Raw genomic sequence first — 24,598 nt, forward strand, 5'->3', positions numbered from 1 at the left:
TACCCTTCTCCCCCTGTCCCGGACCTATTTGGCCAGCGCGTTACCAGTAACGATCTTGAGCACACGCTCGACATCGTCCGGCTGCTGGCTGCCTTGCCACGCGATATGGTGATCGGAACGGATCAGGATTGCCGTTTCCGGGTAGACGCCGCGCAGCGTGGCGATATCGTCCGGGTTGGTGGGGGCGAACACCTTTAGAGGAATGCCGCGGCGGGCGGCGATTTCCTGCCAGGGGGCGGTGTCGAACTCACCCAGCACCATCAGGGTCAGGCCCCATCCGACATGGTCGTAAAGTGCGCTGCCATCGGCCAGGAAGCGATGCGGGGCGCGGTTGCCCGGCCGGGCGGCTTCCTTGAACTCCCGGAACAGCGGCTTGAAGGCCGGCTTGCCGTCGCGGACGATGATGGTGGAGGCCGAGTAGGTGTAACCCAGCTGCCCGCCGATCGACTTGAACTGCTGCGTCTTTTTATCGACGATCAGCCGAGACACCTCGGCGCGCACCGCATCACCTTCGGGGCCGTGCTTTTCGATGCCTTCCAGAACCAGGGAGTGCGCCTGCATCTCCTGGTTTTCCTCCGCGCCCTTCTGACAGAAAAGCACGGCCTCGCGCCGTTCGACCGTATAGCTGGGCAGAAGCTGATCGCCGCCCCAGCCCTCAATAGCCGCCTGCAGCTTCCAGCCCAGGTCGGCCGCATCGCCGATACCGAGATTCATGCCGAAACCGCCCTGGGGCGAAACCATATGCGCGGCATCGCCGATCAGGAAGGTGCGGCCGAAATCGAAACGCGGTGCCGTCAGCGAATGCAGGCTGAAGCTGCCGCCGCTGATGGGCTCCACATCGATCTCTTCGCCGACGGCGCCCAGCAGCAGTTTTTTGACGTCGTTCCAGTTGTCGCCATCGAAACCTTTCGGCATCGGGCACGAATAATAAAGGAACTCGGTGGCGTCTTCGTTCTGAGGGATCAGCAGGTCATCCGCCCGATCGTCATTGTAGAAATAGACCATCGAGGCGATCGGGCCGGCCTTCCACACCTTCTTGAGGTTGGGCGACCGGATAAACCATGAAAAGGCCCGGCCCAGATTGGGGCGGCCTTCCATGCGCACATTCAATGCCAGCCGGCGCAGCGGGCTGGCGGAACCGGTGGCGATCACCAGATATTGCCCGCGCACCGTTTTTTCGCCGCCAGGGCCGCGGATATAGGCTGTGACACCCGTCTCGTCCTGGAACAGATTCGTGACTTCGCTTTCATGCAGACGCGTAATCAGGGGCAGTTCCCGTGCACGCTGGAACAGCGTGGCCTCAATCGTGCGGTTGGGCGCCCATTCACCGGTTTCCGAAGCGATTTTCAGGGCATCGGTCGTTTCATAGGTCTTCGGAAAATGATGAACGAGGTGGCCGTTAAGCCGAGTCACGAATGTCACGTCGCGCTGGACCTCCGGTCCCACGCAATCATTCTGCCGCAACCGGTCCGCAATACCCCACCGCCGGAAGTGTTCCATCGAGCGGATGTTGGTCATATTGGCCTTGGCCGGAATAACCTCTCCATCGCGCCGTGTTTCGATGAGCACGCAAGCAATGTTGCGAAGCGCGAGATCGATGGCCAGGGCAGTCCCGACCGGGCCACCGCCAGCAATTATCACAGGGAATTCGTGAGCTAAGTCCGTCATTTCAGCATCCTTTCTCGCACCCAAGCTCTAATACGAGACGGGCGAAATGGACGGGCAAACCTCAAACTGTCCGCAGTGTGACCCGCGTACGCAGAGCGAACAGGGGCGGTATCGGGCTGGCGCGCTGCGTCCTTTGATCCAAAGGCTCATGTACCAAACAGTGGATTTTCGGGGAGGCCATCCGATGCAAGTGCGCCGGGTTGTTACGGGATTATCTGCCGAAGGGCGGAGCAAGGTGGTCGCGGACGGTCCAGTGCCGAGATCGCATGATTTCAAAGCCATACCGGGCTTCAGCAATGTCACCGTGTGGTCCACAAAGGCTGGCGCCTCCTTGCGAGACGCCGCCGTCGACCGGACCGTCGAACTGTCGACATTGCTTGCCGAACCGTCCGGCACGACCTTTTTTATCGTGCAGTTTCCCCCGGACGCCGTCTGGGGGGGCGTCGATCCAGCGGCCGCCGACGAAGAGACCGCCCGCGTCCTGCCGGGTTTGGCCGACACGTTCGACCCGCAGCGCCCGGGCTTCCATGCGACGCCGTCCATCGATCATGTCATCGTCCTGGACGGCGAGCTTTGGCTTCAGCTGGAAGAGGGGCCGGAAACACTGCTTCGCCGTGGCGATGTCGTGATCCAGAACGGCACCTGGCACGCCTGGCATAACCGCACGGACCAGCCCGCCGTGATCGCGGCCATTTCGTTGGGTGTCGCGCCGGAATGAACGGATCCATGCTGGCAATCACCCTGTCCGCGGACTGGGAGCCTAGAGAAGGTGCGCTCCTGACGAGCGACGAACTCGCGGGGCGTTTTGCGGGCGATGCACGGCAGGCGTGGCGCAACCCCCATTTCGAGTTGGGACAGCGGCCCATGCCTCGCATCACCGCGCCAGACGATGTCATCGTGAAGGTGCATCGGGCCGGCATCGCACGATCCAACTGTAAGATGGGGGACAGTGACGCGGAGGGGTATGTTCTGTTGCCGTATATGATGCGGCTGCCTCTGATCCCTGGCCATGAAATTGCCGGTGAGATTGTCGAAACTGGCCCGGCCGTGCGCCATCTGCAGGTGGGTGACCCGGTGGCCGTGCAGGCCCTGCAGCCGTGCGGCTCCTGCCGTGCGTGTCTCCTGGGCCGGCCGAATCAGTGTCTTGACACCGGTTTTTCCGGCCTCACCTCCGATGGCGGCATGGCGCAGTATTTTGTGACCGCCGCCCGGTTCGCCCATTCCCTGGTGCCGGTTGCAGAACGGGCAGGTTTCGACAGGGCAATGGACGTGGGGGCGGTGTGTGAGCCCGCCGCGATGGCCTATGTCGGCATGTTCCGTCAGACCGGCGGATTTCTGCCCGGGGAGACAGTTGCGGTTTTCGGATGCGGACCCATCGGTCTGTCCTGTGTCAGCCTGGCCCGCTGTGCGGGGGCGGCAAAGATCATCGCCTTTGACCGCACGCCGAAACGGCTGCGCCATGCCTTGGCCCTAGGTGCCGACATGGCGGTCGATATCCGTGAACTGGCGGATCACGAGAATGGCATCTCCGATGTGCTGCTGAACTTCTCCGGCGGCGTGGGCATCGACTTCTTTGTGGAGGCCACCGGTGATGCCCGGGGCCTGTTTCCCCAGTTCGAAAAGGCGCTGGCCATCGGCGCCAAGGTCGTTTCTCTGGGGGTGGAACGCAAGCCGATGCCGATCAGCCTTTTCGCCTATCAGGGGGCGGGGGCTTGGCTGACCGGGACCATGGGGCATATTGGCGGCTTCGAACCGCTGATCGCCCTTCATGCCAGCGCGCGCATAGACCTGAGCGCCATCATTGATGCGCGTTTCGATCTGAGCGAGGGGCTGCAGGCGCTTCGGGTCGCGTCGCGCTTCGAAGAAGCAAAAGTCGTTCTGCTTCCGCATGCCGAGCCTGCGGGGGGAACCGTTTCCGGTGGTGCGGTCTGAAACAGGCGTTCACCGCTTTTGGTGCGTCTGTCGCCGAACGGGATGGGCGGTCAGGTCTGGGCCGCTGTCTCTCAATCATGCCACCCACAAACACACTGAAAGCCTGGAGGCAGGGCCGCCGGCCACCGTGACGTGCCTTCAAGTTTTCGCCAGCACCCGTGCCATTAAGATGGTTTGGGCATTGCACCTTTACATGAATATGTGCACTAGCCGGACACTGCTTCCAGTGCAGTTCGAACCGCCGGAAAACTGCCTAAACTGAACCTGCAACACGACGTCAGACTAACGGGCTGCACCAATCGGTCGACAACGAATTTCCATAATAGGAAAGGCCGGCCGCCCGTGTTGGCAGTGCATGCCAAGCACATGAAAATCATGAAGGGGGAGGAATACCGGATGCGAGCTTATAAAGCGTCTTTGCTCGCCAGTGCCCTGGCGATGTCCCTGGCTGCGACAGTTCCGGGTCATGCGCAGCGGGCCGACGGCGATTTTGAACTCGAGGAAATCATTGTGACAGCGCAGAAGGCGCCCCGCGCTCTCAGCAAGGCCGCGGCGGCGATCTCCGCCGTCGCGGGCGATGATTTGGCGCAGTCCGGTGTCACCAATGCGATCGACCTCGGTTCCACGGTCACGGGCGTAACCGTTGCCTCGCAAGGTACGGCCACCAACTTGGCCATCCGCGGCGTCGGCTCCAGCCAGTTCGCCCCCCTTGGCGGTTCGGCCGTGGGCTTCATCCAGGACGGCGTGGCCATCGAGGGTAATATCGGCCTGACCAGCGGTTTCTATGACCTGGAGCGCGTTGAAGTGATGAAGGGGCCGCAGGGCACCCTCTACGGCCTCAACGCCACGGCCGGCGTCATTTCCGTGGTCAGCGCCAAGCCGAAGGTTGGCGAGACGTCCGGCGCCGTCGACGGTGAATATGGCAATTATAATGGCTACAACCTGTCCGGCCATATGAACGTGCCCTTGGGCGACAATGTGGCCGCCCGCCTGTCCGGCACCCTGAATCGCCATGACGGCTATGTGGCGGACACCTTTAATGACGCCAAGGAAGGCGGCCTCCGTGGCCAAGTGCTGATGGAGCAGGAACGCTGGTCGCTGCTGCTGGCCGGCGACTATTATCATGAAGGTGGCGTGGGCAATACCCAGACGCCCGTGCCGCTCTCCACCGGCCGCGGCACCAAGGGCGGTGATCCGTTCGACGTGAACTATTACGAAGCGGTGGCCGGTGATGCCCATCGCGACGACGAGTACTGGGGCGTGCGGGCGGAGCTGAACGCGGATCTGGGTTTTGCGAACCTGACCGTCGTGCCTGGCTATCGCGTCATCAACACCGACGACATCCAGTATATCAACGCCTTCCGCGCGGACCTGATCAACAAGTCGTCGCAGACCAGCATCGAAGCGCGTCTTGACGGCGATGCCGGTTCTGTCCGATGGCTGCTGGGCGGCTATGCCTTCTGGGGCAAGCGCACCTATGATGGCTTCTTCTACAGCACCGGCTATGGGCCGAACCCGTTCGGGCCGCCCGCACCGCTGCAGAACAGCTTCATGGAAGGTGACTCGATCAGCGCGAACAGCGTGTTCTCGAAGACGCCCAAGGATTCCCAGGCGGTCTTCGGTCAGCTGACCTGGTCGGTTCAGGATGATGTGCGTCTGGTCGGCGGGCTGCGTTACTCGCATGACGGCCGCGAGGCCAAGCCCAATACCAGCTCCGTCCTGAAGACGACGCTGCCGTCCGTCCCGCCGCCGCTGGCCTCCTTCATTCCCATCTCGCAACTTCAGGGCATCGCGATTGCGCCTGGCCGCTCGCTTTCGCTGGAATCGCTTCTGGCCAAGGATCCGGCGAACCTGTTCATCGAAACCGTCTCGATCTCGCGCGAGGCTGATTTCGACAATGTCGATTTCAAGGTCGGCGTCGAATATGACCTGACGGACCGCACTCTGCTCTATGCCAACGTGACCAGCGGTTACAAATCGGGCGGCATCAACGCCTATGCCTTCGGCAATGGGGGTCTGAGCTATAAGCAGGAAACGCTGACCGCTTATGAAGCGGGTGTGCGTTCGCGCTTCGACGATGTCCGCCTGCACCTGAACGGTTTCTACTGGAGCTACAAGGACCATCAGGAAGGTGCGATCTACAATATTCCCGGCGTGGGTACCCAGCTCGTGATCGAGAATATTCCGTCGGGCCATCTATATGGTGCGGATATGGAGCTTGAATGGCAGCCGACGCCCAATGACAATTTCAACCTGTCGGTTTCCTGGCTGGAATCCGATACCGGTGCCTTCTCCATCGGTGGCGTGGTTCAGCCCAAGGGCCATGAATATGCGTCTGCCCCGCATTGGACGATCAATGGCAGCTACCAGCACACGTTCCCGATCGGGACCTATGAGCTGATCGCCCGTGGTGAAGGCCATTATCAGTCGACCTCCAATCTGGAGATCAACTTCCTGCCGGAATCCGTGCAGGAGGCCTATTTCACCGGCAATTTGAGCCTGACGCTTCAGCCGGAAACGGCTGACTGGTACGTATCGGCCTTTGTCCGCAACGTCACCGACAAGGCCTATCTGACGGGTGCGGTGAAGGCGCCGGGTCTGGCGCCGGATTACTGGGGCAATCTGGGAGCCCCACGCACCTACGGTGTTCGTACCGGTTTCAAGTTCTAAGGCGTAATGCAGTAGCGGCCGCAGGCACGCCTGCGGCCAGTTTGCAGATTATCCGGCAGGACAAAAGAAAGGCCGCTTCTGCGGTTGGTTCAGGCGAATATCAGCCTGGATCGATCGCAGAAGCGGCTTATTTTGGTGCGCTCAACAGCCCATCCGTAAGGCGGCAGGGACGATCCCGCCGCCCAGGATGGATACTACGCCGCCGGCGTTTCGATACGGGCGACCTGTCCAAATTTCCCCTGAAGGAAGATGAGCGGAGAGGCGACACGGTCGCTGGCCAGCGCCATCGCCTCGACCTGGCCCAGCACCAGATAATGGTCGCCGGCCTCCTGGACGCCATGGATCGAACAATCGATCCAGGCCACCGCCCCATCAAGCATGGGCTGGCCGTTCTCCGATGCGCGGTGGACGACCCCGGCGAACTTGTCTCGTTCGCGGGAAGCGAACTTGCGGCAGAGCCATTCCTGGTCGTCGGCCAGAATATTCACGCAGAAGCGTCCGGTCGCCGCGATCTCCGACCAGCTTACCGATTTCCGATCGGGGAAGAAGCCGATCAGCAGCGGATCGAGCGAAACCGATGTGAAGGTGCCCACCGTCATCCCGATCGCCTCGCCTCGCATGGTCGTGGCGGTGATGACGCAGACGCCGGTTGGATAATGGCTCAGGATCGAGCGGAACTTCTGGGGATCGAGAGACATCGCCTTGTCCTTACACAATGGCACGAGCGGCAGAGTGAGACGCTCGCAATAATGCTTGGCGCTGAATGCGTCCGAGCGATCATCTCATGATCGTGAATACTGGGTACGCCACCATGAGTAATTTCATGGCGTCCGCAGGGTGAGCGTACCAGGACTGGACGTTCGAGCCCACGGCCGTAGTATAGCGGCAATGTACATTCTGACCGGTTTGCAGCGCGCTGAAAGGTTGAGATGATGGAAGAACAGGCCGCAATCATGCCGCCAGATGGCTGGCAACTCCGGGCGCAGGCACCGGCGATGGGTACGGTGCTTGGCAGGCTGGACGAGGTGCCCGAGGGCGGAAGCAGGGAATATGTCTTCGGCCAGGGACTGAACGCCTTTCGGATGTTCGTGGTCCGTCATGACGGCCGGTGTTTCGGCTATCTCAATCTCTGTCCGCACTATTCACTGCCGCTGAATGTGCGCGCGGACGAGTTTCTGTCACGCGACGGCGCGCGGATCATGTGTCGCCGGCATCTGGCGGTGTTCACGATCGAAGACGGTCTGTGCATCGACGGCGCCTGTACGGGCAGCAGTCTGGAAACGGTGCCGGTGACGGTCGATCAGGCCGGTATGCTGGTGATAGGTTGAGCCATGCCCTATTTCATTTTCCGGGGTTACGATGTCCCCGAAACATCGGCGCAGATCCGGACGGCGATCCGCCCGGACCACCGGCTCTATATCCGTGAAACGCACCATGGGGTGCGTGCTGTCGCCGGCGGCATGGTCGTCGATGAGAGTGGCGCCGAGGCCATGGGAACGCTGCTGATCCTGGACGCACCCGACCGTGACGCGGCGCTGCGCTATCTGGAAGGTGATCCCTATCACGGTGCGGGACTGTTCGCCCGGTTCGAACTGGACCGCTGGGACTGGGGGCTGGGCGCCCCGCCGGTGGAGTGATCCGCAAGGTCCGGGCTCGCCTTCGGATCGACCTGACCTGCTTTTATTCAATGAAGAAGGGGCTGAAAATACGGACCATCGGTCAGTACTTCCAGCCCCTGTCAAAGACTGAATTGATAAATCAGCGCCTATAGAATGGCGGGATCTGGGCATCGACATTGACCCAGACCGATTTCGGCTGAGTATATTCCTGCATGGCTTCGAAGCCCATTTCACGCCCATAGCCCGAAACGCCGACCCCGCCGAAGGGCGAAGCCGGGTGCACCCGCTTATAACAATTAATCCAGACCATGCCGGCATGAATGCCGTCGGCAAATCGATGCGCGCGGGTCAGGTTCTGGGTCCACAGGCCGGAACCGAGGCCATACTCCGTCGAATTGGCGATAGCCAGCGCTTCGGCATCGTCCTTGAAGGTGGTCACGGTCACGAAGGGACCGAATACCTCTTCACGCTGCACCCGGTCGCCGGGCCTTGCGCGGACAATGGTCGGCTCGATGAAATAGCCGGCCTGGAGTTCCGGTGCCGACGGGACACGGCCGCCCGACAGAATTTCGCCGCCCTGATCCTTGGCGATCTGGACATATGACAGCACGCGCTGGTGATGGACGCGGGAGGTCAGCGGACCAATCTCGGTTTCGGTGTCCAGCGGGTTGCCCAGCCGGATCGAACGGGCCAGACCGATGAAACGGTCGAGGAACTCATCCGCAATCTTTTCATGCAGGATCAGGCGCGAACCGGCGATGCAGGCCTGGCCCTGATTGTGGAAGATGCCGAAGGCCGAGCCATTCACCGCGGCCGGGATCACCGCATCCTCAAACACGATGTTGGGCCCCTTGCCACCCAGTTCGAGCTGCACCTTCTTGAGATTGCCCGCCGAAGATTTGACGATTTCCCGACCGATATTGGTCGATCCGGTAAAGGAAATCTTGCCGATCCCGGGATGGTCGGCAATCCGCTGGCCCGCCGTATTGCCGTAGCCGGTGACGATGTTGACCACGCCGCGCGGGAAGCCGACCTTTTCCATCAGCTCCACGACGCGCAAGGTCGACAGCGGCGTAATCTCGCTGGGCTTCATGACGACGGTGTTGCCGGCCGCTAGGGCAGGCCCCAGCTTCCAGCTGACAAACATCAGGGGGAAGTTCCAGGGCACGATCTGTCCGACCACGCCGATCGGTTCACGCTTCACATAGTTCAGGAAGCCGGCGTCCACGGGGATCACGGACCCTTCCAGCTTGTCGGCAATGCCGCCGAAATAGCGGAAGCAGAGAACCGTACGGGGAACGTCAAGCCCAAGGCAGTCGCGCACCGGATGGCCGGTGTTGGTGGCTTCCAGGCGGGCGAGATAGTCGGCATCCGCTTCGATCGCATCGGCCAGTTTCAGCAGCAGCCGGCCGCGTTCATGCGCCGGCAGGCGCGCCCAGCCGGGGGCCGCCGCCTGGGCCGCCGCCACCGCGCGGTCGACATCCTCGGCACGGCCTTCGGCAATCCTCGTAATCACCGAGCCATCGAACGGGTTGATGACGTCAATCTCCCCCCCGGCGAGGGCATCGACCCATGAGCCATCAATGTAGAGGCGGGTGTTGAGGCCGGCGGGATCGATGGGAGCGAGCGTTGGCATTGGATTTCCCGGTTCTTCAGAAGACAGGAAGGGCAGGGGCCTTTTGAAAGCTCCTGCCCTTTAGAGTTCACAGTATAAGCCCTTGTTTTACCACGTGACCGACACGGTGGGGGCCTCGCCGCGGGCGATCATTTCGGGGATCTTCGGCGAACCGTTCTCCCAGACCAGCAGCATCGCCCGCTTTTTCGCAAAACCTTTGTGGCGGATATCCGCCGGCATGCACGACACGTCACCGGCACGGGTCAGCACCGTGGCGCGCGGCTTGGCGCTTTCCTTGTCCTTGATCTCCCAATCGATCTCATCGGACAGGGTGATGAACCATTCGCAGCGATCATTGCCATGATCGACCGGAAGCGAGAACTCCTCCGTGGTCGGGCAGAACAGGCTTTCACCCAGCACCGAGCAGACGGACGGGTTCCAGGTCACGTCCGAACGGGACAGATAGTCGAACAGATTGTAAGCCCAGACCTGGCCTTCAAAACCCGGCTCGGCTTCGATAACCGGCTTGGACTGGTCGACATCCGGGAACATCCGGTTGGCGGGGAAGCCGTTTTCATCCGTGCGCAGCGGGGTGTCGCCCGGCAGGCCGACCATACGCTTGGCCGAAACGCGCGTGCGGGTGATGGCCGGTTCATTGTTGCCGTTCTTCGAACCCCAGGGCGCATTGGTCTCCATGGGCGAGGCGAACGGATCGAAGCCTTCGTTGGTCCAGTCGGCCAGAACGGCCTTGAACAGCGGCATCAGCACGTCGCTAGGGAAGCGCTCTTCATGATCGCGGCCGGCATCGTGATAGGCGTCGTTGTAGCGGCCCGCGAACAGGGTCACTTCACCATAGTGATTAACGGTGCCGACAACGTCGTCGAAATTGACGGTGCCATAGAAGAAACCCCACGCCACGTCACGCATCAGGGCGCGTAGGAAGGCATCGACCGGCATCGTGTGTGCGCCCTTGGGCCACGTGATCCGGGCGAAATATTCATCGCGCGCGAAGGTGAAGCTGCCGGCCTTGAAGGAACGATAGCCGGTGGTGTTGTCGATCGCCCCGATCTCGGTGTGGGTGACGAGCTGCGTGCTCGCAGGGCTAGCGGTCGTTGCGGCTGCTGACATAGCTATGGCCTCCGGTTTCAGTTAGGAGTTCTGGCAGATTTCTGCCCACTTCTGCACGGTTTCGGGCCCTTCGACCGTCTGGATCATCAGGCAGGCTTGGCTGACGGACTTGAAGCGATAGGCCGATCCCCGGGGCAGCAGGCCCTGGTGGCCGCGCGACAGGACAAGGCGGCCCATCTTCCGGCCAGCCGGGTCCGCCGGGAGCTTCCGCGCGCCCTGGCTGTCAGCCGGCGCGAACTCCGTGGGATTGTCCAGCTTTACCAACTCGACCTCGACGGTCCCATCCATGTCCAGGACGAACTCATCGTGCGCGGCCGTGTACCAGGGAGAAACACCTTCGGCGCGTGCGACCTCAATGACGTACTCGAGATTCTTGGCGACGGCGACCCTCTCATACGGTGCCGACTTGTTGGCAACCTCGAAGATATTCGAAAAAACGTAGTTCTTCGGATTATCGTCGATGGGGATGACCTTGCCCTTCTCGTAGTCCGCGAGGGAGCCGAACTTGGTTCTGTATTTCATGGTGAGATCCCAGTCAGTCTTGTGAGCAGAACTGTCCCTGTCAGTACCCAGAAAATCACCGGGGCTGTAAATTGCCATTGGATGCCCGTCCGCCGGGCGTACCATTGACGAGCGGGCCCTATGGCCGCAGTTGTGTCACGCCGACAGCGGACACAGTTCTCCCGTGACGACAGTTACGTAATCGTCAGGTGCTGCGGGTCATTGCGACCCGCGTGATCAATGACCGAATTCGTCCGCGTTCGGCTTGCGGCGCTCGGCAAACGATTTGGACAGTTCTTTGGACTCCGCTGTCTTGAGATAGAGCGGGAGCAGCAGGTCGTGCGTCGTGCGTGACAGGCCGCTGACACCGCTATGGCGGGCGTTGAACGCCCCCTTGATGGCCGCCAGGGCGAAGGAACCGCGATCGGCCACCTCCAGCGCGAATTGGCGCGTTGCGCTTTCCAGTTCCTCGTCGGGCACGACCTTGTTGATGAGGCCCAGTTCAAGGGCGTCGTCGGCTGTCATCTTGGGATTGCGCATCCAGATTTCCTTGGCCTTTTTCTTGCCCACAAGGTCCTCCAGATACCAGGTGCCATAACCGGCGTCGAAACTGCCCATCATCGGGCCGACCTGCCGGAAAACGGCGCTTTTCTTGGCGATGGTCATGTCGCAGACCATCTGCAGCACATTGCCGCCGCCAACGGCAAAGCCATTGACCATCGCGATCACCGGCTTTTGCAGCCTGTCGATGCTTTCATACATTTCCAGCGTCGGCAGTACGCCGGCATAGAGCTGGGTATCTTCCATGCCTTCCTTGCGGCCGCCGATGCAGAAGAACTTGTCCCCCGCACCGGTCAGAATGATCACCCGCGTCCGGGTCTCGCGGCGGATGGCGTTGATGCAGTCGCGAAGCTCGTGGCACATGGTCTCGGTGAACATGTTGCCATCGTGCGGCCGATTGAGCGTGATCTTGCCGATCGGACCATCTTCTTCGTAGAGGATTTCTGAATAGCTCATGATCTTGTCCTAGAATTGGCTGACGGGCTTAACGGCCGCCGCTCAGGAAATGGGCAATGCGCGCGCGCGTGTCGGGCAGATCGAAAAGCCGCCTGTCGGCCTCCAGCTCCTCGGCGAACCCGTCACGGGACGGGGTGAGGGCGGTCTGGATCAGGCGTTTGGCCTCGTGCAGCGAACCGGTGGAAAGGGCGGTGATGCGCTCGGCCAGCTGGGCGGCTTCTGCGGCCAGCCGCTCGCGCGGAACCGACCACTGGACCAGTCCCAGCTTCAGGGCTTCCTGACCGTTCACGACTTCGCCGGAAAGGATCAGGCGGGCCGCAACGCCCTTGCCGCAGAGCCAGGTGAGGCGCTGGCTGCCGCCACCCCCTGGGATCAGGCCGAGCTTTGCTTCGGGAAGGCCCAGTTTCGCCTCGTCGGCCGCGATGCGCAGGTCGCAGGCCAGCGCTAGTTCCAGCCCGCCGCCCAGGGCGGGGCCGCCCAGTTCGACCAGAACGACCTGCGGCAAGGCCTCCAGCCGGGCATAGGCGCGCTGGATTTCACCGACATCGCGGACCATGGCGGCGGCGGCGGCAGGCCGTTTGGTCAGCGCCTCGATATGGGCGATGTCCATCCCGGCGCAGAAAATCTTGTGGGCCGAACGGATATGCACAACCGCGATGTCCAGCCGCGTTTCCAGCGTATCGATGATGGCGTTGAAACGGCTCAGCCATTCATCATTGATCGCGTTGACGGGCGGCCGGTCCAGGGTCAGGACGAACCGGGCCCCAATGGTCTCTGTGTGAAACATGGTCAGGTTTCCTTCTGGGCGAACGCACGACCGATGAGCTGGCGGTGGATCTGATTGGTGCCTTCCCAGATCTGATTGATCTTGGCGTCGCGCATCAGCCGCTCGACTTCATATTCCTGGCAATAGCCATAGCCGCCATGAAGCTGCACGGCGGCGTCCGTGACCTTCATGGCTACGTCTGACGCGCGCATCTTTGCCATTGAGCTTTCGGTGGCAAAATCGGTGGCGCCGCCGTCGATCAGCGCGGCCAGACGCCAGAGGAAGGCGTCGGTCATGGCAATGTCTGTTGCCAGGTCCGCAATCATGAACTGGATCGCCTGATTGTCTATGATGCGGCGGCCGGACTGTTTGCGCTCGTTCACATATTTCACGGCTTTGGCAAAGGCGGCCTTGGCGATGCCCAGGGAGTGGGCCGCGATGCTGGGGCGTGACTTGTTCAGCGAGGCGAACAGGATCGGCAGGCCGGATCCCGGCTCCCCGATCAGGTTGGCGCGCGGAACACGGCATCCGGAAAAGGACAGTGTGGCGGTCGAAGAGCCGCGATGGCCCATCTTGTGCTCCACACCCAAGACGTCGAAACCCGGCGTCCCTTTCTCCAGGATCAGAACGGAGATGGCCTTGCGCGGATTGTCGATGCCCGCCCATTTGCCGAACAGCAGGTAAAGGTCGGCCCTGTCGCCATTGGAGATGAAGATTTTTCCGCCATCGACGATGATGTCGTCACCGTCCGGCGTGAAACGGGTGCGCATGCCGGTGGCGTCCGATCCCGCGTCAGGCTCCGTGATCGCCAGGGCCGCCAAGCCGCCCTCGGCAATCCGTGGCAACAGCCGGCGCTTCTGCTCCTCCGACCCGAAGTCGATCAGGGGCTTCATGGCGTGGAAATTGGTGGCCCAGGTGATACCCGTTGCCGCACAGGCACCGGAGATGATCTGCAGACAGGCCAGATAGGCGGTAAAGCTCAACGGGGCGCCGCCATAGGCCTCGGGCACGAACATGGCGTTGAGACCGAGTTCGTTGATGGCGGCCATGCTTTCCACCGGAAAGCTGGCTTCACGGTCATAGCGCGCCGCGTTGGGGCCGATGGTTTCGGTGGTAACGCGCTCCACGGCCTCGATGAGCATACGCTCTTCATCCGAGAAGGGCAGCGAACCGGTAATGCGTTCCAGGATGTTGTTCATCAGATTATCGATTTGCTGCGAAGGGAATTGATCCGCGCCTCGTCCAGACCCGCCAGGTCGCGCAGGACAGCGTCCGTGTGGGCACCAAGCATGGGCGGTGCTGAACGCGGCGACGGGGGCTGGCCGTCAATCGCAATGCCAAGCCCGACCTGCGGAACCCGCGTTCCGTCCATTTCCATCCGGTAGAAAAAGCCCCGGCGGGCCAGTTCAGGATCGGCGGCGATTTCGTCGATGCGGTTGATCGGCCCACAGGGGATGCCCTTGGCTTCGAACAGCGCAAGCCATTCGTTCCTGCTTTTGGTCAGCAGCAGTTCCTGGATGTGGACGACAATTTCCGGCCGCAGGGCGTGCCGTTTGGCGTTCGATGAAAAACGGGGGTCCTGCGCATATTCCGGCTCTCCAACCGCATCCCAGAAACGCTGCCAGATACGGTCATTGCCCAGCCCCAGCGTCAGGGGCAGGTCGGCCGTGTCGAACGACTGGTAGACGGCGATGACGCTGTCCTTGGCACCCGTGCGCCGGGGCACTTCCCCGCTGCCCAGATAGGTCATGATGCGGGGGTTGAGGAAGCGGGTCATGCTTTCGACCATGGAAATGTCGATCACATGGCCTTTTCCGCTCCGTTGGCGCTCAAACAGGGCGGCAATGATCGCCATCGCAGCGTCCATACCCGACAGCATGTCGGCGGCCGGTGCCCCCACCTTCTGCGGCGGGGACTCCGCCTCGCCGGTAATGTCCATGATCCCGCTGTAACCTTCGGCTATGAGATCGTAGCTGGGCTTTTCCGCCCGCGCGCCTTCAAGGCCGAAACCGGTGATCGAGCAGAAAACAAGGTCGGGGCGAAGGGCGGACAGCGTGGCGTGGTTCACCTTAAGCTTGCGCTGCACGCGCGGCACAAGGTTGGCGACTACGACATCGCATTGCCGCACCAGCTCATGAAGGGCGGCAAGGCCTTCGGGTGCGGAATAGTCGAGCGTCACGCTCTGCTTGTTGCGGTTGACGCTGAGATACCAGAGCGAATGTCCATCAAGGAAGGGAGGGCCCCAGGCCCGTGTGTCGTCACCCGTGCCCGGACGTTCCACCTTGATCACATCAGCGCCAAGGTCAGACAGCAGCAAGGTGGCATAGGGGCCAGCGATTGAGGTTGTCAGGTCAAGGACACGTACCCCGTCCAGCAAGCGCCCGCCGGTGCCGGCGGGAGCGGGATGAAGTGAGTCCACTGGCAGCTTCATCAAGGACTCCTTGGTTCGATGTAAGCGATAGCGTTTACGAAAGCGTATCCGAGGTCGCAATCGATCCAGGCGGGGTGCCTGCCAAGTGTACCTTTCGCCTTGGGGCACAGGGCGGACATACCTTGTGCGGCAATTGATCGGTTGGCCGTCATCCAGGAAACCTCCCGCCCAGTCAGGGAAAGTTTCAAAGGGAGCGCAGCCTTGGGATTCAATCATTGCGCGGTTGCCGGCGCCGGAACCATGGGAACTGGCATTGCCATTACCATTGCCCGGAGCGGGATCAGGACAACCTTGTTCGATCTGGACGCCGGCGCACTTCAGCGCGCCCGGGCGCAGATTTCCGGCTTCATTGCCGGCTCGGTCAAGAAGGGGCGTCTTTCCCCGGAGGCGGGTGCGCAGGCCCTTGCCTTGATGCAATATACCAGCTCGCTGGCCGACCTGATCGACGTGGATGTCGTAGTGGAGGCCGTGTTTGAGGATATCACCGTCAAGCATGGCCTGTGGCTGAAGCTGAACGAGGTCTGCAAACCCGAAGCAATTTTCCTCAGTAACACCTCGACCCTGTCGATCACCGAACTGGCGGCCGGATCGGGCCGGCCGGACCGGGTGGCCGGGGCGCATTATTGCCTTCCCGCACAGGTGATGAAGCTGGTCGAATGTTCGAGGGCGATCCAGACTTCGGATGAGACCTGGGCCCGCGCGCTGGAGTTCGTGGCGGCAACGGGGCAAACCGTCGTTGAAACCCGCGACCGGCCGGGCTTCATTCTCAATTATTTCTGCATCCCCTATCACAATGACGTGATCCGCCTGATCGAGGCGGAGGTGGCCGAACCGGCCGAGATCGACCGCGCCATGAAGGCGGCGATGGGCTTTGCCATGGGGCCGTGCGAGCTGCTCGACATGATCGGGCTCGATACCCAGGTACGATTGAGCGAGGCGATGCAGGGGGTGACGAACGATCCGCGCGCGGCGGCACCGCCCCTGTTGCGGCGCATGGTGGCCGCCGGCCTGCTGGGGCGCAAGTCCGGCAAGGGCTTTTACGATTACAGCAACAACAGCCTTTACGGCGCTTGAAAAGGGGGCTGGCACATGGCTCTGACTGTTGAGTTCCGCTTTTCCGGTCCCAGCCGTTCCTTCCCCGATGGCAGTATGGCCAAGCAATCGGATGAGGCGGGCGCGCGAGTTCTGATCCTGGCGGGGGAGCAGGCCCGGCTTACAGACGATCATGCGTCCTTTGCGGCGGCACTGGTTGAGCTGGGCAATGAATGTCTGGCCGCCCGCGTGGCAGAGGCGCCAGGTCATGTTTTCGGTTTTGCGCGGTTCCGCCTTGGCGACGCGCCGCCGACCGATCTGGTGGAACTGGTGAAGGGGGAGGGCGCCGATCCTGCCGCCCTGGCGCTGGCCCGGCAGGCGCTGGAGGAACTGGGGCTGCAGGTCAGCGTCTGCGCCGACCGGATCGGGCGGATCGTGAACCGTCTGATCCGTCCGCAGTTCAATCTTGCCTTTGCCGCCCTGGATGAAGGGCTGGCCAGCCGCGATGGCCTTGAATCCTGCGTGCGCAGCGGCCTTGGTTATCGCAAGGGGTTGATGGACGCGGTCGAAGCCGGTGGTCTTGAAGACCATTTCGACGTGTGCACGGCCCTGTTCCAGGCCTATGGCCGCCCGCTATATGCCCCGGCCCGGCAGGCGATTGCGGCCCATCAACGCAAGCGCGGTGCATGATGGGCTGGATATCGGGCAAGAATGTCCTTGTTACCGGTGCCTCCTCAGGCATCGGTAAACATTTTGCCAAGGCGCTTTGCGCGCGCGGGGCGACGGTCATCGCCGCGGCACGACGGATGTCGGCCCTGGAAGAGCTGGCCGCCGAGGCCAGCGGTCCCGGCCGAATTCTGTCGCTGGCGCTTGATGTCACGGACGTCGCCGGCATCGACGCGGCCGTGGCCGAGGCCGAGCGCCAAGCCGGCCCGCTGGATGTCCTGGTGAACAATGCCGGTATCGCACCGGTGCGCCGGGCGCTGGAAACCAGTGTCGATGAGTTCGACGCCATGTTCGCCACCAATGTGCGTGGGTCCTTCTTTGTGGCCCAGGCGGTGGCTCGCCGCATGGTAGCCGCGGGACGGCAGGGCCGCATTGTGAATACGGCATCGGTTGCCGGCATGGTGGTGATGCCGCAGCTGACGGCCTATGGGATGACCAAAGCCGCCGTGATCCACATGACCCGCTGCCTTGCCGTGGAATGGGCGCGGCAGGGCATCTCTGTCAATGCGATCTGCCCCGGCTATGTCGAAACCGAACTGAATGCCGATTTTCTGGCCAGCGAGGCCGGGCAGAAGGTGATTGCCAGCCTGCCCCGGCGGCGCGCCGCGACGGTGGCTGATTTGGAGGCGCTGCTGCTGATGCTGGTCGATGGCGACGCCGCGCGCTGCATTTCCGGTGCTGCCATCCCCGTCGATGACGCCTACTCGCTGATGTAACCAAAGGAAAAGCATCATGGCCGCGTCCAACAAGATCATCATCTCCTGCGCGGTGACGGGATCCGTTCACACGCCCAGCATGTCCCCCTATCTGCCGCTGACCCCGCGCCAGATCATCGAAGAGTCGGTGGCGGCGGCCGAGGCGGGGGCGGCGGTGCTGCATCTGCATGCGCGCGATCCGGAGACGGGAGCGCCGACGGCCAAGGCGGATGTCTTCAAGGAGTTCCTACCCTCGATCAAACAGAACTGCGAGGCCGTCATCAATATCACAACGGGCGGCAGCCTGGGGATGACCATGGATGAGCGGCTGGAAGCGGCGCATTGGGCGCAGCCGGAGCTTTGCTCGCTCAATATGGGGTCGATGAATTTCGGCCTGTTCCCGGCGGCCGAAAAAATCCCGGAATTCAAACATTCCTGGGAGAAGCCGTTCCTTGAACGGACCAAGGATAACATCATGAGCAACACGTTCGGTCAGATCGAACGTGTGATTCGCGAACTGGGCGACGGGTACGGCACCCGGTTCGAGTTTGAATGCTATGATATTGGCCATCTGCATACGCTGCGCTGGTTCGTTGACCAGGGCATGCTGAAGCCGCCTTTCTTCATCCAGGGTATTTTCGGCATTTTAGGTGGGCTGGCGGCCAAGCCTGATCATGTCGTCTATATGCGGCGTCTGGCGCAGGACCTGTTCGGCGATAATCACCTGTTCTCGGCCCTGGGTGCCGGACGGCACCAGACCGCGATCTTAACGCTCTGCGCCCTGCTGGGCGGCAATGTGCGTGTCGGTCTTGAAGACAGCCTTTATCTCGGCCGCGGCGCGCTGGCCAAAAGCAATGCCGAACAGGTGCTCAAGATCCGCCGCATCTTGGAAGAATTGGGCTTCGAGATCGCCACCCCGCAGGAGGCGCGGGCCATCCTGTCGCTCAAAGGCGGCGACCGCGTCGGGTTCTGACCGGATCGAAGTGGAGCCCCCTAATGCCCTATTTTGCCTTTCGCGGCTATGATGCGCCTGGGTCCGATGCCATTCGCCAGCGCGAGCGTCCGGCGCATCGAACCTATCTGGTCACAGAGAAGTTCGGTGTCCATGCGGTCGCCGGGGGAATGCTGGTCTCCGACCATGGCGACCGGACCATCGGATCAATGGTGATCCTGCAGGCCCCCGACCGCGCCGCGCTGCTGCGGTTCCTGGAAGATGAACCCTTCATGGCCGCGGGCCTGTTCGAAAGGGTGGAGATCGAGCGCTGGGACTGGGGCCTGGGTGCCCCCGTCTCCCAGGTGCCCTGACCGGTGGGGACCCAATTCATTCCGGGAAAGGCCGTCCACAGCATCGGTCCATGTCCTCTGCCCGGTTCGCTGGCTGGATAGGTCCACCCACGTAATGAACGCCGGCTCTGGCCTGCCTCTGGAACCCGCAGGCGACCCGCCTTTCGTCTCGGGCATCGTCCAGCCGGAGCTGGTCAGCCCGATTGGGTGATAAAGACAAATCACAACATCTGTGGGGGGCTTTGATGATCCAGTTCGATGAAAAGCAAGTGACGCAGGGTGTGCTTGACCGTTTCGCCGGCACAAGGGATGCCCGGCTGCGCGAAGTTCTCGGGGCGGCGACAATCCATTTGCATAATTTCATTCGTGAGGTCCGGCCGACCGAGAAGGAATGGGCAACGGCCATTCAGTTCCTGACCGACGTTGGTCAATGGTGCGATGATATCCGGCAGGAGTACATTCTTCTGTCTGACGTGCTGGGCGTGTCGATGCTGGTCGACGCCCTGGCCCACGATCATACAGAGACGTCGACGGACTCCACCCTGCTGGGCCCGTTCTATGTGGAAGGGGCGGTGGAATTCCCGCAATTGGCCAATCTTGCCGAAGGCAGGGCCGGCACGCCGCTCTTCTCCGAACTGACGGTCCGCAATTCGGCGGGTGAGCCGATTGCAAATGCGGAAGTGGATGTCTGGCATTCTGACGCCGAAGGTCTTTACGACGTTCAGCATGCGGAATTCGGGGGGAAGCCCTCGATGCGGGGTAAGTTCCACACCGATGAGCAGGGGCGCCTTCGTTACTGGTCCATTATGCCGTCGGCGTATCCGATCCCGCATGACGGGCCGGTCGGCCGGCTCCTCAAGGCCACGGGCCGGTCGCCCTGGCGCCCCGCGCATGTGCATTTCAAGATTTCAGCGCCAGGATACGCCTCTCTGGTGACCCAGCTTTACCAAACTGGCGGAATGTATCTGGATTCGGACGCTGTTCTGGGCGTCAAGCATTCGCTCGTTGTCGACTTCCCCCAGCACGGGCCAGGCGCGGCACCGGACGGAAGGCAGATGGATGGCAACTGGTACACGCTAAACTTCGACTTCACACTGTCCAGGGCATAGTTGCCCAGACGGGCTGGCTATAGGGCTGAATGGGCAAGTCCCGCGTGAGAAAAAAGCACACGGCGGGTGCCAACGCTGTTGTCGTTTTACGGCCGGCCCGCCGACGAACTAAGACAAGCGAAATGATCAAGATGGACACCTCCGAAAACCGCCGATTTCTGCTATGACGTAGCACGCAGCCTTAAGCGGGGTTGGTCTACAAGGAATGTTTCAACAGAATTGAAATGTCAGTGTTGGGGCGGGCCGGTTTTGCCTTGGCCGCCGCATGTTTGTCAGCCGCCCCAGGCCGACCGGGCGGCTTGCGTCCGCGCTTTTTGTAGTGGTTGCGTTCGCTGATGCTCTTGACCGTCGGCGTCGGCATTGCATCCTGCATCTGCTTCACATAAGCTAGGGTCCAGACTCAATCAGGTCCAGTACGCCACGATGGTTGCAATGGCGAGAGTGGAGAGGAAATTTCTGGCGAGCTTGTCGTACCGGGTGGCGACGCGCCTGAAGTCCTTGAGGCGGCAGAAGACGGCCTCGACCATCCACCGGAATTTGTACCTGACCTTGTCGAAGCGGATCGGCTTCTTGCGTGACTTTCTGCCGGGAATGACGGGCTTCGCGCCCTTTTCCTTGATCTTGGCCCGTAATTTGTCGCTGTCATAGCCCTTGTCGGCCAGGACGTAGCGGCAGTCATCGACCTCAGCCAGCAGGGTCTCGGCCATGGTGATGTCGGAAACGTTCCCGGCGGTCACATGGAGGGCCACCGGTCGGCCGAGCGTGTCGGTCAGGGCATGGACTTTTGTGGTCTGACCGCCTCTGGAAATGCCAATGGCTTGCGCCTTGGCCCCCCTTTTCCGCCGTGGGCACACCGATGTGCCTTCACGTAGCTGCCATCCATGGCCACGCTGGTCGTGATCCATTGCCCGGCGGCCAGCGCCTGCAATATCCGGTGCCAGTGCTTGCGACCGGACCAGCGATTGAAGCGATTATACACCGTGGTCGGTGGGCCATATTCCGGCGGACAGTCCTTCCAGCGGCAGCCGCTCTTGAGTACATGAATAATCCCGCTGATGATCCGACGGTCATCAACACGCGGTGCACCAACGGTATGGCGGGGAAGGTGTGGCTCAATCGCTGCCCACGCTTCATCCGAAAGCCAGAAAATCTCCCGCATTCAATCCTCCAACGTTAAACACGCCTTGGAATCACATTCTCACAGAAATTTCAATACACTGTTGCGGTTCTGACCCTAGGACCTCCGACAACCGCTTGTTCTCCACGATCTCGGCCTGCGTCACCCGATGGTTCTTGTCAAAAATCATGTAGGGCAGGGCACGACCCTGCCAGCGAAACTCCAGCCGACCATCGGCAAAGGCGTAACTTCAGCCGGGCGGGCCGCAATCCACCGCTCTGCCGGGATCGCCGAGGCCCGGGGCTTGCGGCCCTTCTGACGACGGCGGTGCCGCCGGGCCACAGCAAGCAGGGCATACAGCTTCGCTTCCCGGCCCTCGGCGCTGTAGATATGCCGGTAGATGCTCTCATGCGATATCTGGCCGACCGGCTGCGGATCGATCTTAAGCCGACCGGAAACTTGCTGCGGCGACCAGCCCGAATGCAGCTTCGCCACCACATGGGGTCGCGACACGAAAGTAAGTTTTATGTACCGCTCGTGAGAACAAACCAGGATCGGTAGATCAATGGCGTTCCTGGAATGGATTTGGCAGGTGCTTAGCACTCATTAAGCCTTGCCTGGACCGCTCCACCCAGCGCGCTTTAACGTATCGATCAAGGTGCTGCGAGCGATACCGAAGGTTCGGCACACGGCGGCCTTGCTGGCTCCTCCATTCAAGGCGGCCATGACCGCCTCCAGTTTTTCGGGCTGTAGCGTCGCGGGTCGGCCGCCGCGTCGTCCCCGCCTGCGGGCCGCTGCCAGTCCGGCCTGAACACGTTCGCGGGTTAGGGCGCGTTCATATTGCGCCAGCGCGCCGAATAGATGGAACAGCAGTTCCCCGTGCGGGGTGTTGGTGTCCATACCTTCCGTCAGAGACTTGAACGCGATGCCCCCGTCACGCAGGCCGGTGATGATGTCGAGCAGGTGGGGCAGCGAGCGGCCGAGGCGGTCCAGCTTCCACACAACCAGCGTGTCACCCGAGGTCAGGAAGGACAGGCACTGTTTCAAGCCGGGCCGGTCGTCCCGCGCGCCAGAGGCCTTGTCCTCGAAAAGGTGCCGGGGATCGACCCCGGCGGCGACCAGGGCGTCACGCTGGAGCGCGGTCGTCTGCCGGTCTCCATCGGACGATACCCGCATGTAACCCACCAACATGTGCGGAAAACCCCATATCAGTCATTTCCGCATAACCTATCATTCCGACATGGTTTGTCGCACAGAATTCGATGGGTGGCGAGATGGGTCTCGATTGGCCCCACACCCCTGTCGGAAAACAAGTGTTTCCCGACAGGGCCTTGCCCATTCCTCCCGTCCCTCCTACACCCTGGTGGGGATAATGGGGGATGCCATGGCGAGACGACGGCTGTTGTTGCCGGCGGAATGGGACCGGTTGCTGGGCGTGCCCGATGATGAACGGGCTCTCGTCCAGCATTACACGCTGGACCTTGATGATCTCACCCTGATTGCCCGCAAGCGCACGCCGCACCGTCGGCTGGGCGTTGCCATGATGCTCTGTTACCTGCGGCATCCCGGCCGCATCCTCGACGCCCATGAAGAGCCGCCCGCTCCGCTGACCGCGTTCATCGCCAGCCAGGTCGACGCCCAGCCCAGAGACTTCGCGACCTACCGGTCGCGTGATCCCAGCCGCCGCCAGGACATCGTGGACCTGCTGGAACTGACAGGACACCGGCCCTTCGACCGAGGGCTGTTCAGGGAACTGACGGCATGGCTGCTGTCCATGGCCCAAGTGAACCGTGACCCTTTAGCCCTGGCTACCATCCTGGTGGAGGAACTACGCCGGCGGCGCGTGCTTCTGCCGCCGGCCGCCGTGCTGGAACTGATCCTGCATCAGGCCCGTGCTCGCGCCGAGCAGCTTCTGCACCGCATCCTTCTGGAGGGGATGCCGCCGGCTGACATGTCGCGCCTCGACGCGCTGCTGGATCCGCACGAGGACACCGGGTTGAGCCTGCTGGCCTGGCTGCGGCAAGCATCGATGTCGCCGGCGCCGCGCAACCTGTTGGCCATCATCGACCGGCTGGCAAAGGTCAGGGCGATGGGTATCCCGGCCGCCTTGCCCGCCCGCATTCCCGGTATTGCCTTCGAGCGGATGGCCACAGAGGCCAACCGGATGACGGTGCAGCACCTGCGGGACCTGTCGGCCCAACGGCGCCGCGCGCTGTTGGCCGCCGCCGGCATCCGGATGGGGACGGACCTCACCGACGCCGCCCTGGTGATGTTCGACAAGCTGATGGTCATGCTTAGCCGCCGGGCGGAGAACAGGGCGGACGAAAAGATCCTGCGTTCCGTCCGCGATACCCATGCCCATCTGCGCACCCTGGTCACGGCCTGCCGCAGCCTGATCAACGCCCGGGAGGCCGGTGCCGACCCCATGGTCGCCCTGGAGAAGGAGGTCGGCTGGTTCCGTTTCATGGCCAGCGTTGCCGGTATCGAATCCTTGGCCGATCCCGGCACCGGCAATGCCCGCACCGAACTGCTGTCCCGTTATGCCAGCATCCGTTCCTTTCTGCCGGTCTTCCTCTCCGCCTTCCGCTTCGAAGGCGGTCCCGGCGTTTCCTCCCTGCTGCGTGCCGTCGCCCTGGTCCGCGACCTGTTCGCCACCGGCAAGCGCAGCCTGCCCGACAAGGTGCCGACAGGATTCATCCGCAGATCCTGGCGGCCCTTCGTCATGCCGGGCGGTGCCATCGACCGCAAAGCCTTCGAGATATGTGTCCTGTCAGAGCTGCGTGACCGGCTGCGCGCCGGCGATGTCTGGGTGGAGGGCAGCCGCCAGTTCCGCGATTTCGAGAGCTGTCTGATGCCCAAGCCGACCTTCGAGGCCCTGCGCGCCGACGGTGCCTTGCCCTTGCCGGTCACCGGCGATGCCGTCATCTATCTGCCCACCCGCCATCAGGCCCTGGCGCAGCGCCTGCGCGATGTCGGCAGCTTGACAGCGGCAGGGGAGTTGCAGGATGTCGACCTGTCCACCGGCGAATTGCGGATCACGCCCCTGCGTGACCAGACACCCGAGGGTGCCCACGAACTGGCCCGCGCCGCCTATGATGCCCTGCCGCGCGTCAAGATCACTGACCTACTGATGGAGGTCGATGGCTGGATCGGCTTCAGTGACTGCTTCACCCATCAGCGTTCCGGTCGGCCGACCGATGACCGCGCCTCCCTGCTGACCGTCATCCTGGCCGATGGCATCAATCTCGGTCTGGCGCGCATGGCCGATGCCTGTCGCGGCGTCTCCAT

Annotated in this window: 23 protein-coding genes and 1 pseudogene; 12 read left to right on the plus strand and 12 right to left on the minus strand. The window is 62.2% G+C overall.

What is annotated here, in order from left to right; genetic code table 11:
- Positions 1-24: 24 nt before the first annotated feature.
- On the minus strand, positions 25-1,668 hold the full coding sequence (locus tag ACM9LZ_RS21435; RefSeq protein ID WP_416621567.1) for an FAD-dependent monooxygenase: 1,644 nt from the start codon (positions 1,666-1,668) through the stop codon (positions 25-27).
- Between the two features lie 184 nt (positions 1,669-1,852).
- Here ACM9LZ_RS21435 and ACM9LZ_RS21440 point away from each other — a divergent pair, with 184 nt between their 5' ends.
- The 3 genes from ACM9LZ_RS21440 to ACM9LZ_RS21450 all read left to right on the plus strand — a co-directional run bounded on the left by ACM9LZ_RS21440 (position 1,853) and on the right by ACM9LZ_RS21450 (position 6,270).
- Positions 1,853-2,386, plus strand: a complete 534-nt coding sequence (locus ACM9LZ_RS21440) for a cupin domain-containing protein (RefSeq protein ID WP_416621568.1) — start codon at positions 1,853-1,855, stop codon at positions 2,384-2,386.
- An 8-nt stretch (positions 2,387-2,394) separates the two neighbouring features.
- Positions 2,395-3,600 carry an alcohol dehydrogenase catalytic domain-containing protein gene (locus tag ACM9LZ_RS21445; RefSeq protein ID WP_416621569.1) on the plus strand — a complete coding sequence of 402 codons (1,206 nt, stop codon included), beginning with the start codon at positions 2,395-2,397 and terminating at the stop codon, positions 3,598-3,600.
- Between the two features lie 510 nt (positions 3,601-4,110).
- Entirely contained in the window at positions 4,111-6,270 is a 2,160-nt protein-coding gene (locus ACM9LZ_RS21450; RefSeq protein WP_416621570.1) for a TonB-dependent receptor, read from the plus strand.
- Between the two features lie 194 nt (positions 6,271-6,464).
- On the opposite strand, the gene ACM9LZ_RS21455 is transcribed toward ACM9LZ_RS21450, so the two are convergent.
- A complete protein-coding gene (locus ACM9LZ_RS21455; RefSeq protein ID WP_416621571.1) occupies positions 6,465-6,968 on the minus strand; it encodes a flavin reductase family protein in 504 nt (167 codons plus the stop codon).
- Between the two features lie 231 nt (positions 6,969-7,199).
- Between ACM9LZ_RS21455 and ACM9LZ_RS21460 the strand changes: the two genes are divergently transcribed.
- Both ACM9LZ_RS21460 and ACM9LZ_RS21465 read left to right on the plus strand, forming a co-directional pair.
- Positions 7,200-7,598, plus strand: coding sequence for a Rieske (2Fe-2S) protein (locus ACM9LZ_RS21460; RefSeq protein ID WP_416621572.1), 399 nt, complete (start codon positions 7,200-7,202; stop codon positions 7,596-7,598).
- A 3-nt stretch (positions 7,599-7,601) separates the two neighbouring features.
- A complete protein-coding gene (locus ACM9LZ_RS21465; RefSeq protein WP_416621573.1) occupies positions 7,602-7,907 on the plus strand; it encodes a YciI family protein in 306 nt (101 codons plus the stop codon).
- Between the two features lie 121 nt (positions 7,908-8,028).
- Here the strand turns inward: ACM9LZ_RS21465 and ACM9LZ_RS21470 are convergent, their stop codons facing one another.
- From ACM9LZ_RS21470 to ACM9LZ_RS21500, 7 genes are all read right to left on the minus strand, one after another.
- Entirely contained in the window at positions 8,029-9,525 is a 1,497-nt protein-coding gene (locus ACM9LZ_RS21470) for an aldehyde dehydrogenase family protein (RefSeq protein WP_416621574.1), read from the minus strand.
- 87 nt (positions 9,526-9,612) lie between these two features.
- Complete coding sequence (locus ACM9LZ_RS21475) at positions 9,613-10,632, minus strand: hydroxyquinol 1,2-dioxygenase (protein ID WP_416621575.1); 1,020 nt, start codon at positions 10,630-10,632, stop codon at positions 9,613-9,615.
- Positions 10,633-10,653: 21 nt separating this feature from the next.
- On the minus strand, positions 10,654-11,232 hold the full coding sequence (locus tag ACM9LZ_RS21480; protein WP_416621576.1) for a cupin domain-containing protein: 579 nt from the start codon (positions 11,230-11,232) through the stop codon (positions 10,654-10,656).
- 138 nt (positions 11,233-11,370) lie between these two features.
- Positions 11,371-12,150, minus strand: coding sequence for an enoyl-CoA hydratase-related protein (locus ACM9LZ_RS21485; RefSeq protein WP_416621577.1), 780 nt, complete (start codon positions 12,148-12,150; stop codon positions 11,371-11,373).
- Positions 12,151-12,178: 28 nt separating this feature from the next.
- Positions 12,179-12,937, minus strand: a complete 759-nt coding sequence (locus ACM9LZ_RS21490; RefSeq protein WP_416621578.1) for an enoyl-CoA hydratase/isomerase family protein — start codon at positions 12,935-12,937, stop codon at positions 12,179-12,181.
- Between the two features lie 2 nt (positions 12,938-12,939).
- Positions 12,940-14,115, minus strand: a complete 1,176-nt coding sequence (locus ACM9LZ_RS21495) for an acyl-CoA dehydrogenase family protein (RefSeq protein WP_416621579.1) — start codon at positions 14,113-14,115, stop codon at positions 12,940-12,942.
- Complete coding sequence (locus ACM9LZ_RS21500; protein WP_416621580.1) at positions 14,115-15,563, minus strand: CaiB/BaiF CoA transferase family protein; 1,449 nt, start codon at positions 15,561-15,563, stop codon at positions 14,115-14,117. Before ACM9LZ_RS21500 ends, ACM9LZ_RS21495 begins: the two co-directional genes overlap by 1 nt.
- Here ACM9LZ_RS21500 and ACM9LZ_RS21505 point away from each other — a divergent pair.
- The 6 genes from ACM9LZ_RS21505 (at position 15,549) to ACM9LZ_RS21530 (ending at position 20,193) form a co-directional block, all read left to right on the plus strand.
- Complete coding sequence (locus ACM9LZ_RS21505) at positions 15,549-16,421, plus strand: 3-hydroxyacyl-CoA dehydrogenase family protein (protein WP_416621581.1); 873 nt, start codon at positions 15,549-15,551, stop codon at positions 16,419-16,421. The two genes, ACM9LZ_RS21500 and ACM9LZ_RS21505, sit on opposite strands and share 15 nt — an antisense overlap.
- A 15-nt stretch (positions 16,422-16,436) precedes the next feature.
- On the plus strand, positions 16,437-17,069 hold the full coding sequence (locus ACM9LZ_RS21510) for a 3-hydroxyacyl-CoA dehydrogenase family protein (protein ID WP_416621582.1): 633 nt from the start codon (positions 16,437-16,439) through the stop codon (positions 17,067-17,069).
- Positions 17,066-17,821, plus strand: a complete 756-nt coding sequence (locus ACM9LZ_RS21515; RefSeq protein ID WP_416621583.1) for an SDR family NAD(P)-dependent oxidoreductase — start codon at positions 17,066-17,068, stop codon at positions 17,819-17,821. Before ACM9LZ_RS21510 ends, ACM9LZ_RS21515 begins: the two co-directional genes overlap by 4 nt.
- Before the next feature lie 16 nt (positions 17,822-17,837).
- On the plus strand, positions 17,838-18,773 hold the full coding sequence (kce, locus tag ACM9LZ_RS21520; RefSeq protein WP_416621584.1) for a 3,5-dioxohexanoate:acetyl-CoA acetone transferase: 936 nt from the start codon (positions 17,838-17,840) through the stop codon (positions 18,771-18,773).
- Between the two features lie 23 nt (positions 18,774-18,796).
- On the plus strand, positions 18,797-19,105 hold the full coding sequence (locus ACM9LZ_RS21525; RefSeq protein WP_416621585.1) for a YciI family protein: 309 nt from the start codon (positions 18,797-18,799) through the stop codon (positions 19,103-19,105).
- A 224-nt stretch (positions 19,106-19,329) separates the two neighbouring features.
- Complete coding sequence (locus tag ACM9LZ_RS21530) at positions 19,330-20,193, plus strand: dioxygenase family protein (RefSeq protein WP_416621586.1); 864 nt, start codon at positions 19,330-19,332, stop codon at positions 20,191-20,193.
- A 404-nt stretch (positions 20,194-20,597) separates the two neighbouring features.
- On the opposite strand, the gene ACM9LZ_RS21535 is transcribed toward ACM9LZ_RS21530, so the two are convergent.
- The 3 genes and pseudogenes from ACM9LZ_RS21535 to ACM9LZ_RS21545 all read right to left on the minus strand — a co-directional run bounded on the left by ACM9LZ_RS21535 (position 20,598) and on the right by ACM9LZ_RS21545 (position 22,486).
- Positions 20,598-21,352, minus strand: a protein-coding gene (locus tag ACM9LZ_RS21535) for an IS5 family transposase (RefSeq protein ID WP_416621587.1) whose coding sequence is annotated in 2 segments (ribosomal slippage) — positions 20,598-21,022 and positions 21,022-21,352 — 756 coding nt in all. Because the reading frame shifts where the segments join, the coding sequence is not laid out codon by codon here.
- Between the two features lie 204 nt (positions 21,353-21,556).
- Positions 21,557-21,844 (minus strand): annotated as a pseudogene (locus ACM9LZ_RS21540) (IS30-like element ISAzs27 family transposase); the annotation flags it as partial.
- A gap of 72 nt (positions 21,845-21,916) precedes the next feature.
- Positions 21,917-22,486 carry a recombinase family protein gene (locus tag ACM9LZ_RS21545; RefSeq protein WP_465123041.1) on the minus strand — a complete coding sequence of 190 codons (570 nt, stop codon included), beginning with the start codon at positions 22,484-22,486 and terminating at the stop codon, positions 21,917-21,919.
- 208 nt (positions 22,487-22,694) lie between these two features.
- Here ACM9LZ_RS21545 and ACM9LZ_RS21550 point away from each other — a divergent pair.
- A partial coding sequence (locus tag ACM9LZ_RS21550) for a Tn3 family transposase (RefSeq protein WP_416621589.1) occupies positions 22,695-24,598 on the plus strand: 1,904 nt, incomplete at its 3' end.

Origin of the sequence: Niveispirillum fermenti (genome assembly GCF_048066175.1) — a bacterium.
In the GTDB taxonomy this organism is placed as follows: Bacteria; Pseudomonadota; Alphaproteobacteria; order Azospirillales; family Azospirillaceae; genus Niveispirillum; species Niveispirillum fermenti.

Excerpts from the sequence above, each read along its gene's own strand:
- ACM9LZ_RS21435 (WP_416621567.1), bottom strand. The coding sequence starts at position 1,668 with ATGACGGACTTAGCTCACGAATTCCCTGTGATAATTGCTGGCGGTGGC.
- ACM9LZ_RS21440 (WP_416621568.1), top strand. The coding sequence starts at position 1,853 with ATGCAAGTGCGCCGGGTTGTTACGGGATTATCTGCCGAAGGGCGGAGC.
- ACM9LZ_RS21445 (WP_416621569.1), top strand. The coding sequence starts at position 2,395 with ATGCTGGCAATCACCCTGTCCGCGGACTGGGAGCCTAGAGAAGGTGCG.
- ACM9LZ_RS21455 (WP_416621571.1), bottom strand. The coding sequence starts at position 6,968 with ATGTCTCTCGATCCCCAGAAGTTCCGCTCGATCCTGAGCCATTATCCA.
- ACM9LZ_RS21460 (WP_416621572.1), top strand. The coding sequence starts at position 7,200 with ATGATGGAAGAACAGGCCGCAATCATGCCGCCAGATGGCTGGCAACTC.
- ACM9LZ_RS21465 (WP_416621573.1), top strand. The coding sequence starts at position 7,602 with ATGCCCTATTTCATTTTCCGGGGTTACGATGTCCCCGAAACATCGGCG.
- ACM9LZ_RS21470 (WP_416621574.1), bottom strand. The coding sequence starts at position 9,525 with ATGCCAACGCTCGCTCCCATCGATCCCGCCGGCCTCAACACCCGCCTC.
- ACM9LZ_RS21475 (WP_416621575.1), bottom strand. The coding sequence starts at position 10,632 with ATGTCAGCAGCCGCAACGACCGCTAGCCCTGCGAGCACGCAGCTCGTC.
- ACM9LZ_RS21480 (WP_416621576.1), bottom strand. The coding sequence starts at position 11,232 with ATGGCAATTTACAGCCCCGGTGATTTTCTGGGTACTGACAGGGACAGT.
- ACM9LZ_RS21485 (WP_416621577.1), bottom strand. The coding sequence starts at position 12,150 with ATGAGCTATTCAGAAATCCTCTACGAAGAAGATGGTCCGATCGGCAAG.
- ACM9LZ_RS21490 (WP_416621578.1), bottom strand. The coding sequence starts at position 12,937 with ATGTTTCACACAGAGACCATTGGGGCCCGGTTCGTCCTGACCCTGGAC.
- ACM9LZ_RS21495 (WP_416621579.1), bottom strand. The coding sequence starts at position 14,115 with ATGAACAACATCCTGGAACGCATTACCGGTTCGCTGCCCTTCTCGGAT.
- ACM9LZ_RS21500 (WP_416621580.1), bottom strand. The coding sequence starts at position 15,563 with ATGATTGAATCCCAAGGCTGCGCTCCCTTTGAAACTTTCCCTGACTGG.
- ACM9LZ_RS21510 (WP_416621582.1), top strand. The coding sequence starts at position 16,437 with ATGGCTCTGACTGTTGAGTTCCGCTTTTCCGGTCCCAGCCGTTCCTTC.
- ACM9LZ_RS21515 (WP_416621583.1), top strand. The coding sequence starts at position 17,066 with ATGATGGGCTGGATATCGGGCAAGAATGTCCTTGTTACCGGTGCCTCC.
- kce (WP_416621584.1), top strand. The coding sequence starts at position 17,838 with ATGGCCGCGTCCAACAAGATCATCATCTCCTGCGCGGTGACGGGATCC.
- ACM9LZ_RS21525 (WP_416621585.1), top strand. The coding sequence starts at position 18,797 with ATGCCCTATTTTGCCTTTCGCGGCTATGATGCGCCTGGGTCCGATGCC.
- ACM9LZ_RS21530 (WP_416621586.1), top strand. The coding sequence starts at position 19,330 with ATGATCCAGTTCGATGAAAAGCAAGTGACGCAGGGTGTGCTTGACCGT.
- ACM9LZ_RS21545 (WP_465123041.1), bottom strand. The coding sequence starts at position 22,486 with ATGCGGGTATCGTCCGATGGAGACCGGCAGACGACCGCGCTCCAGCGT.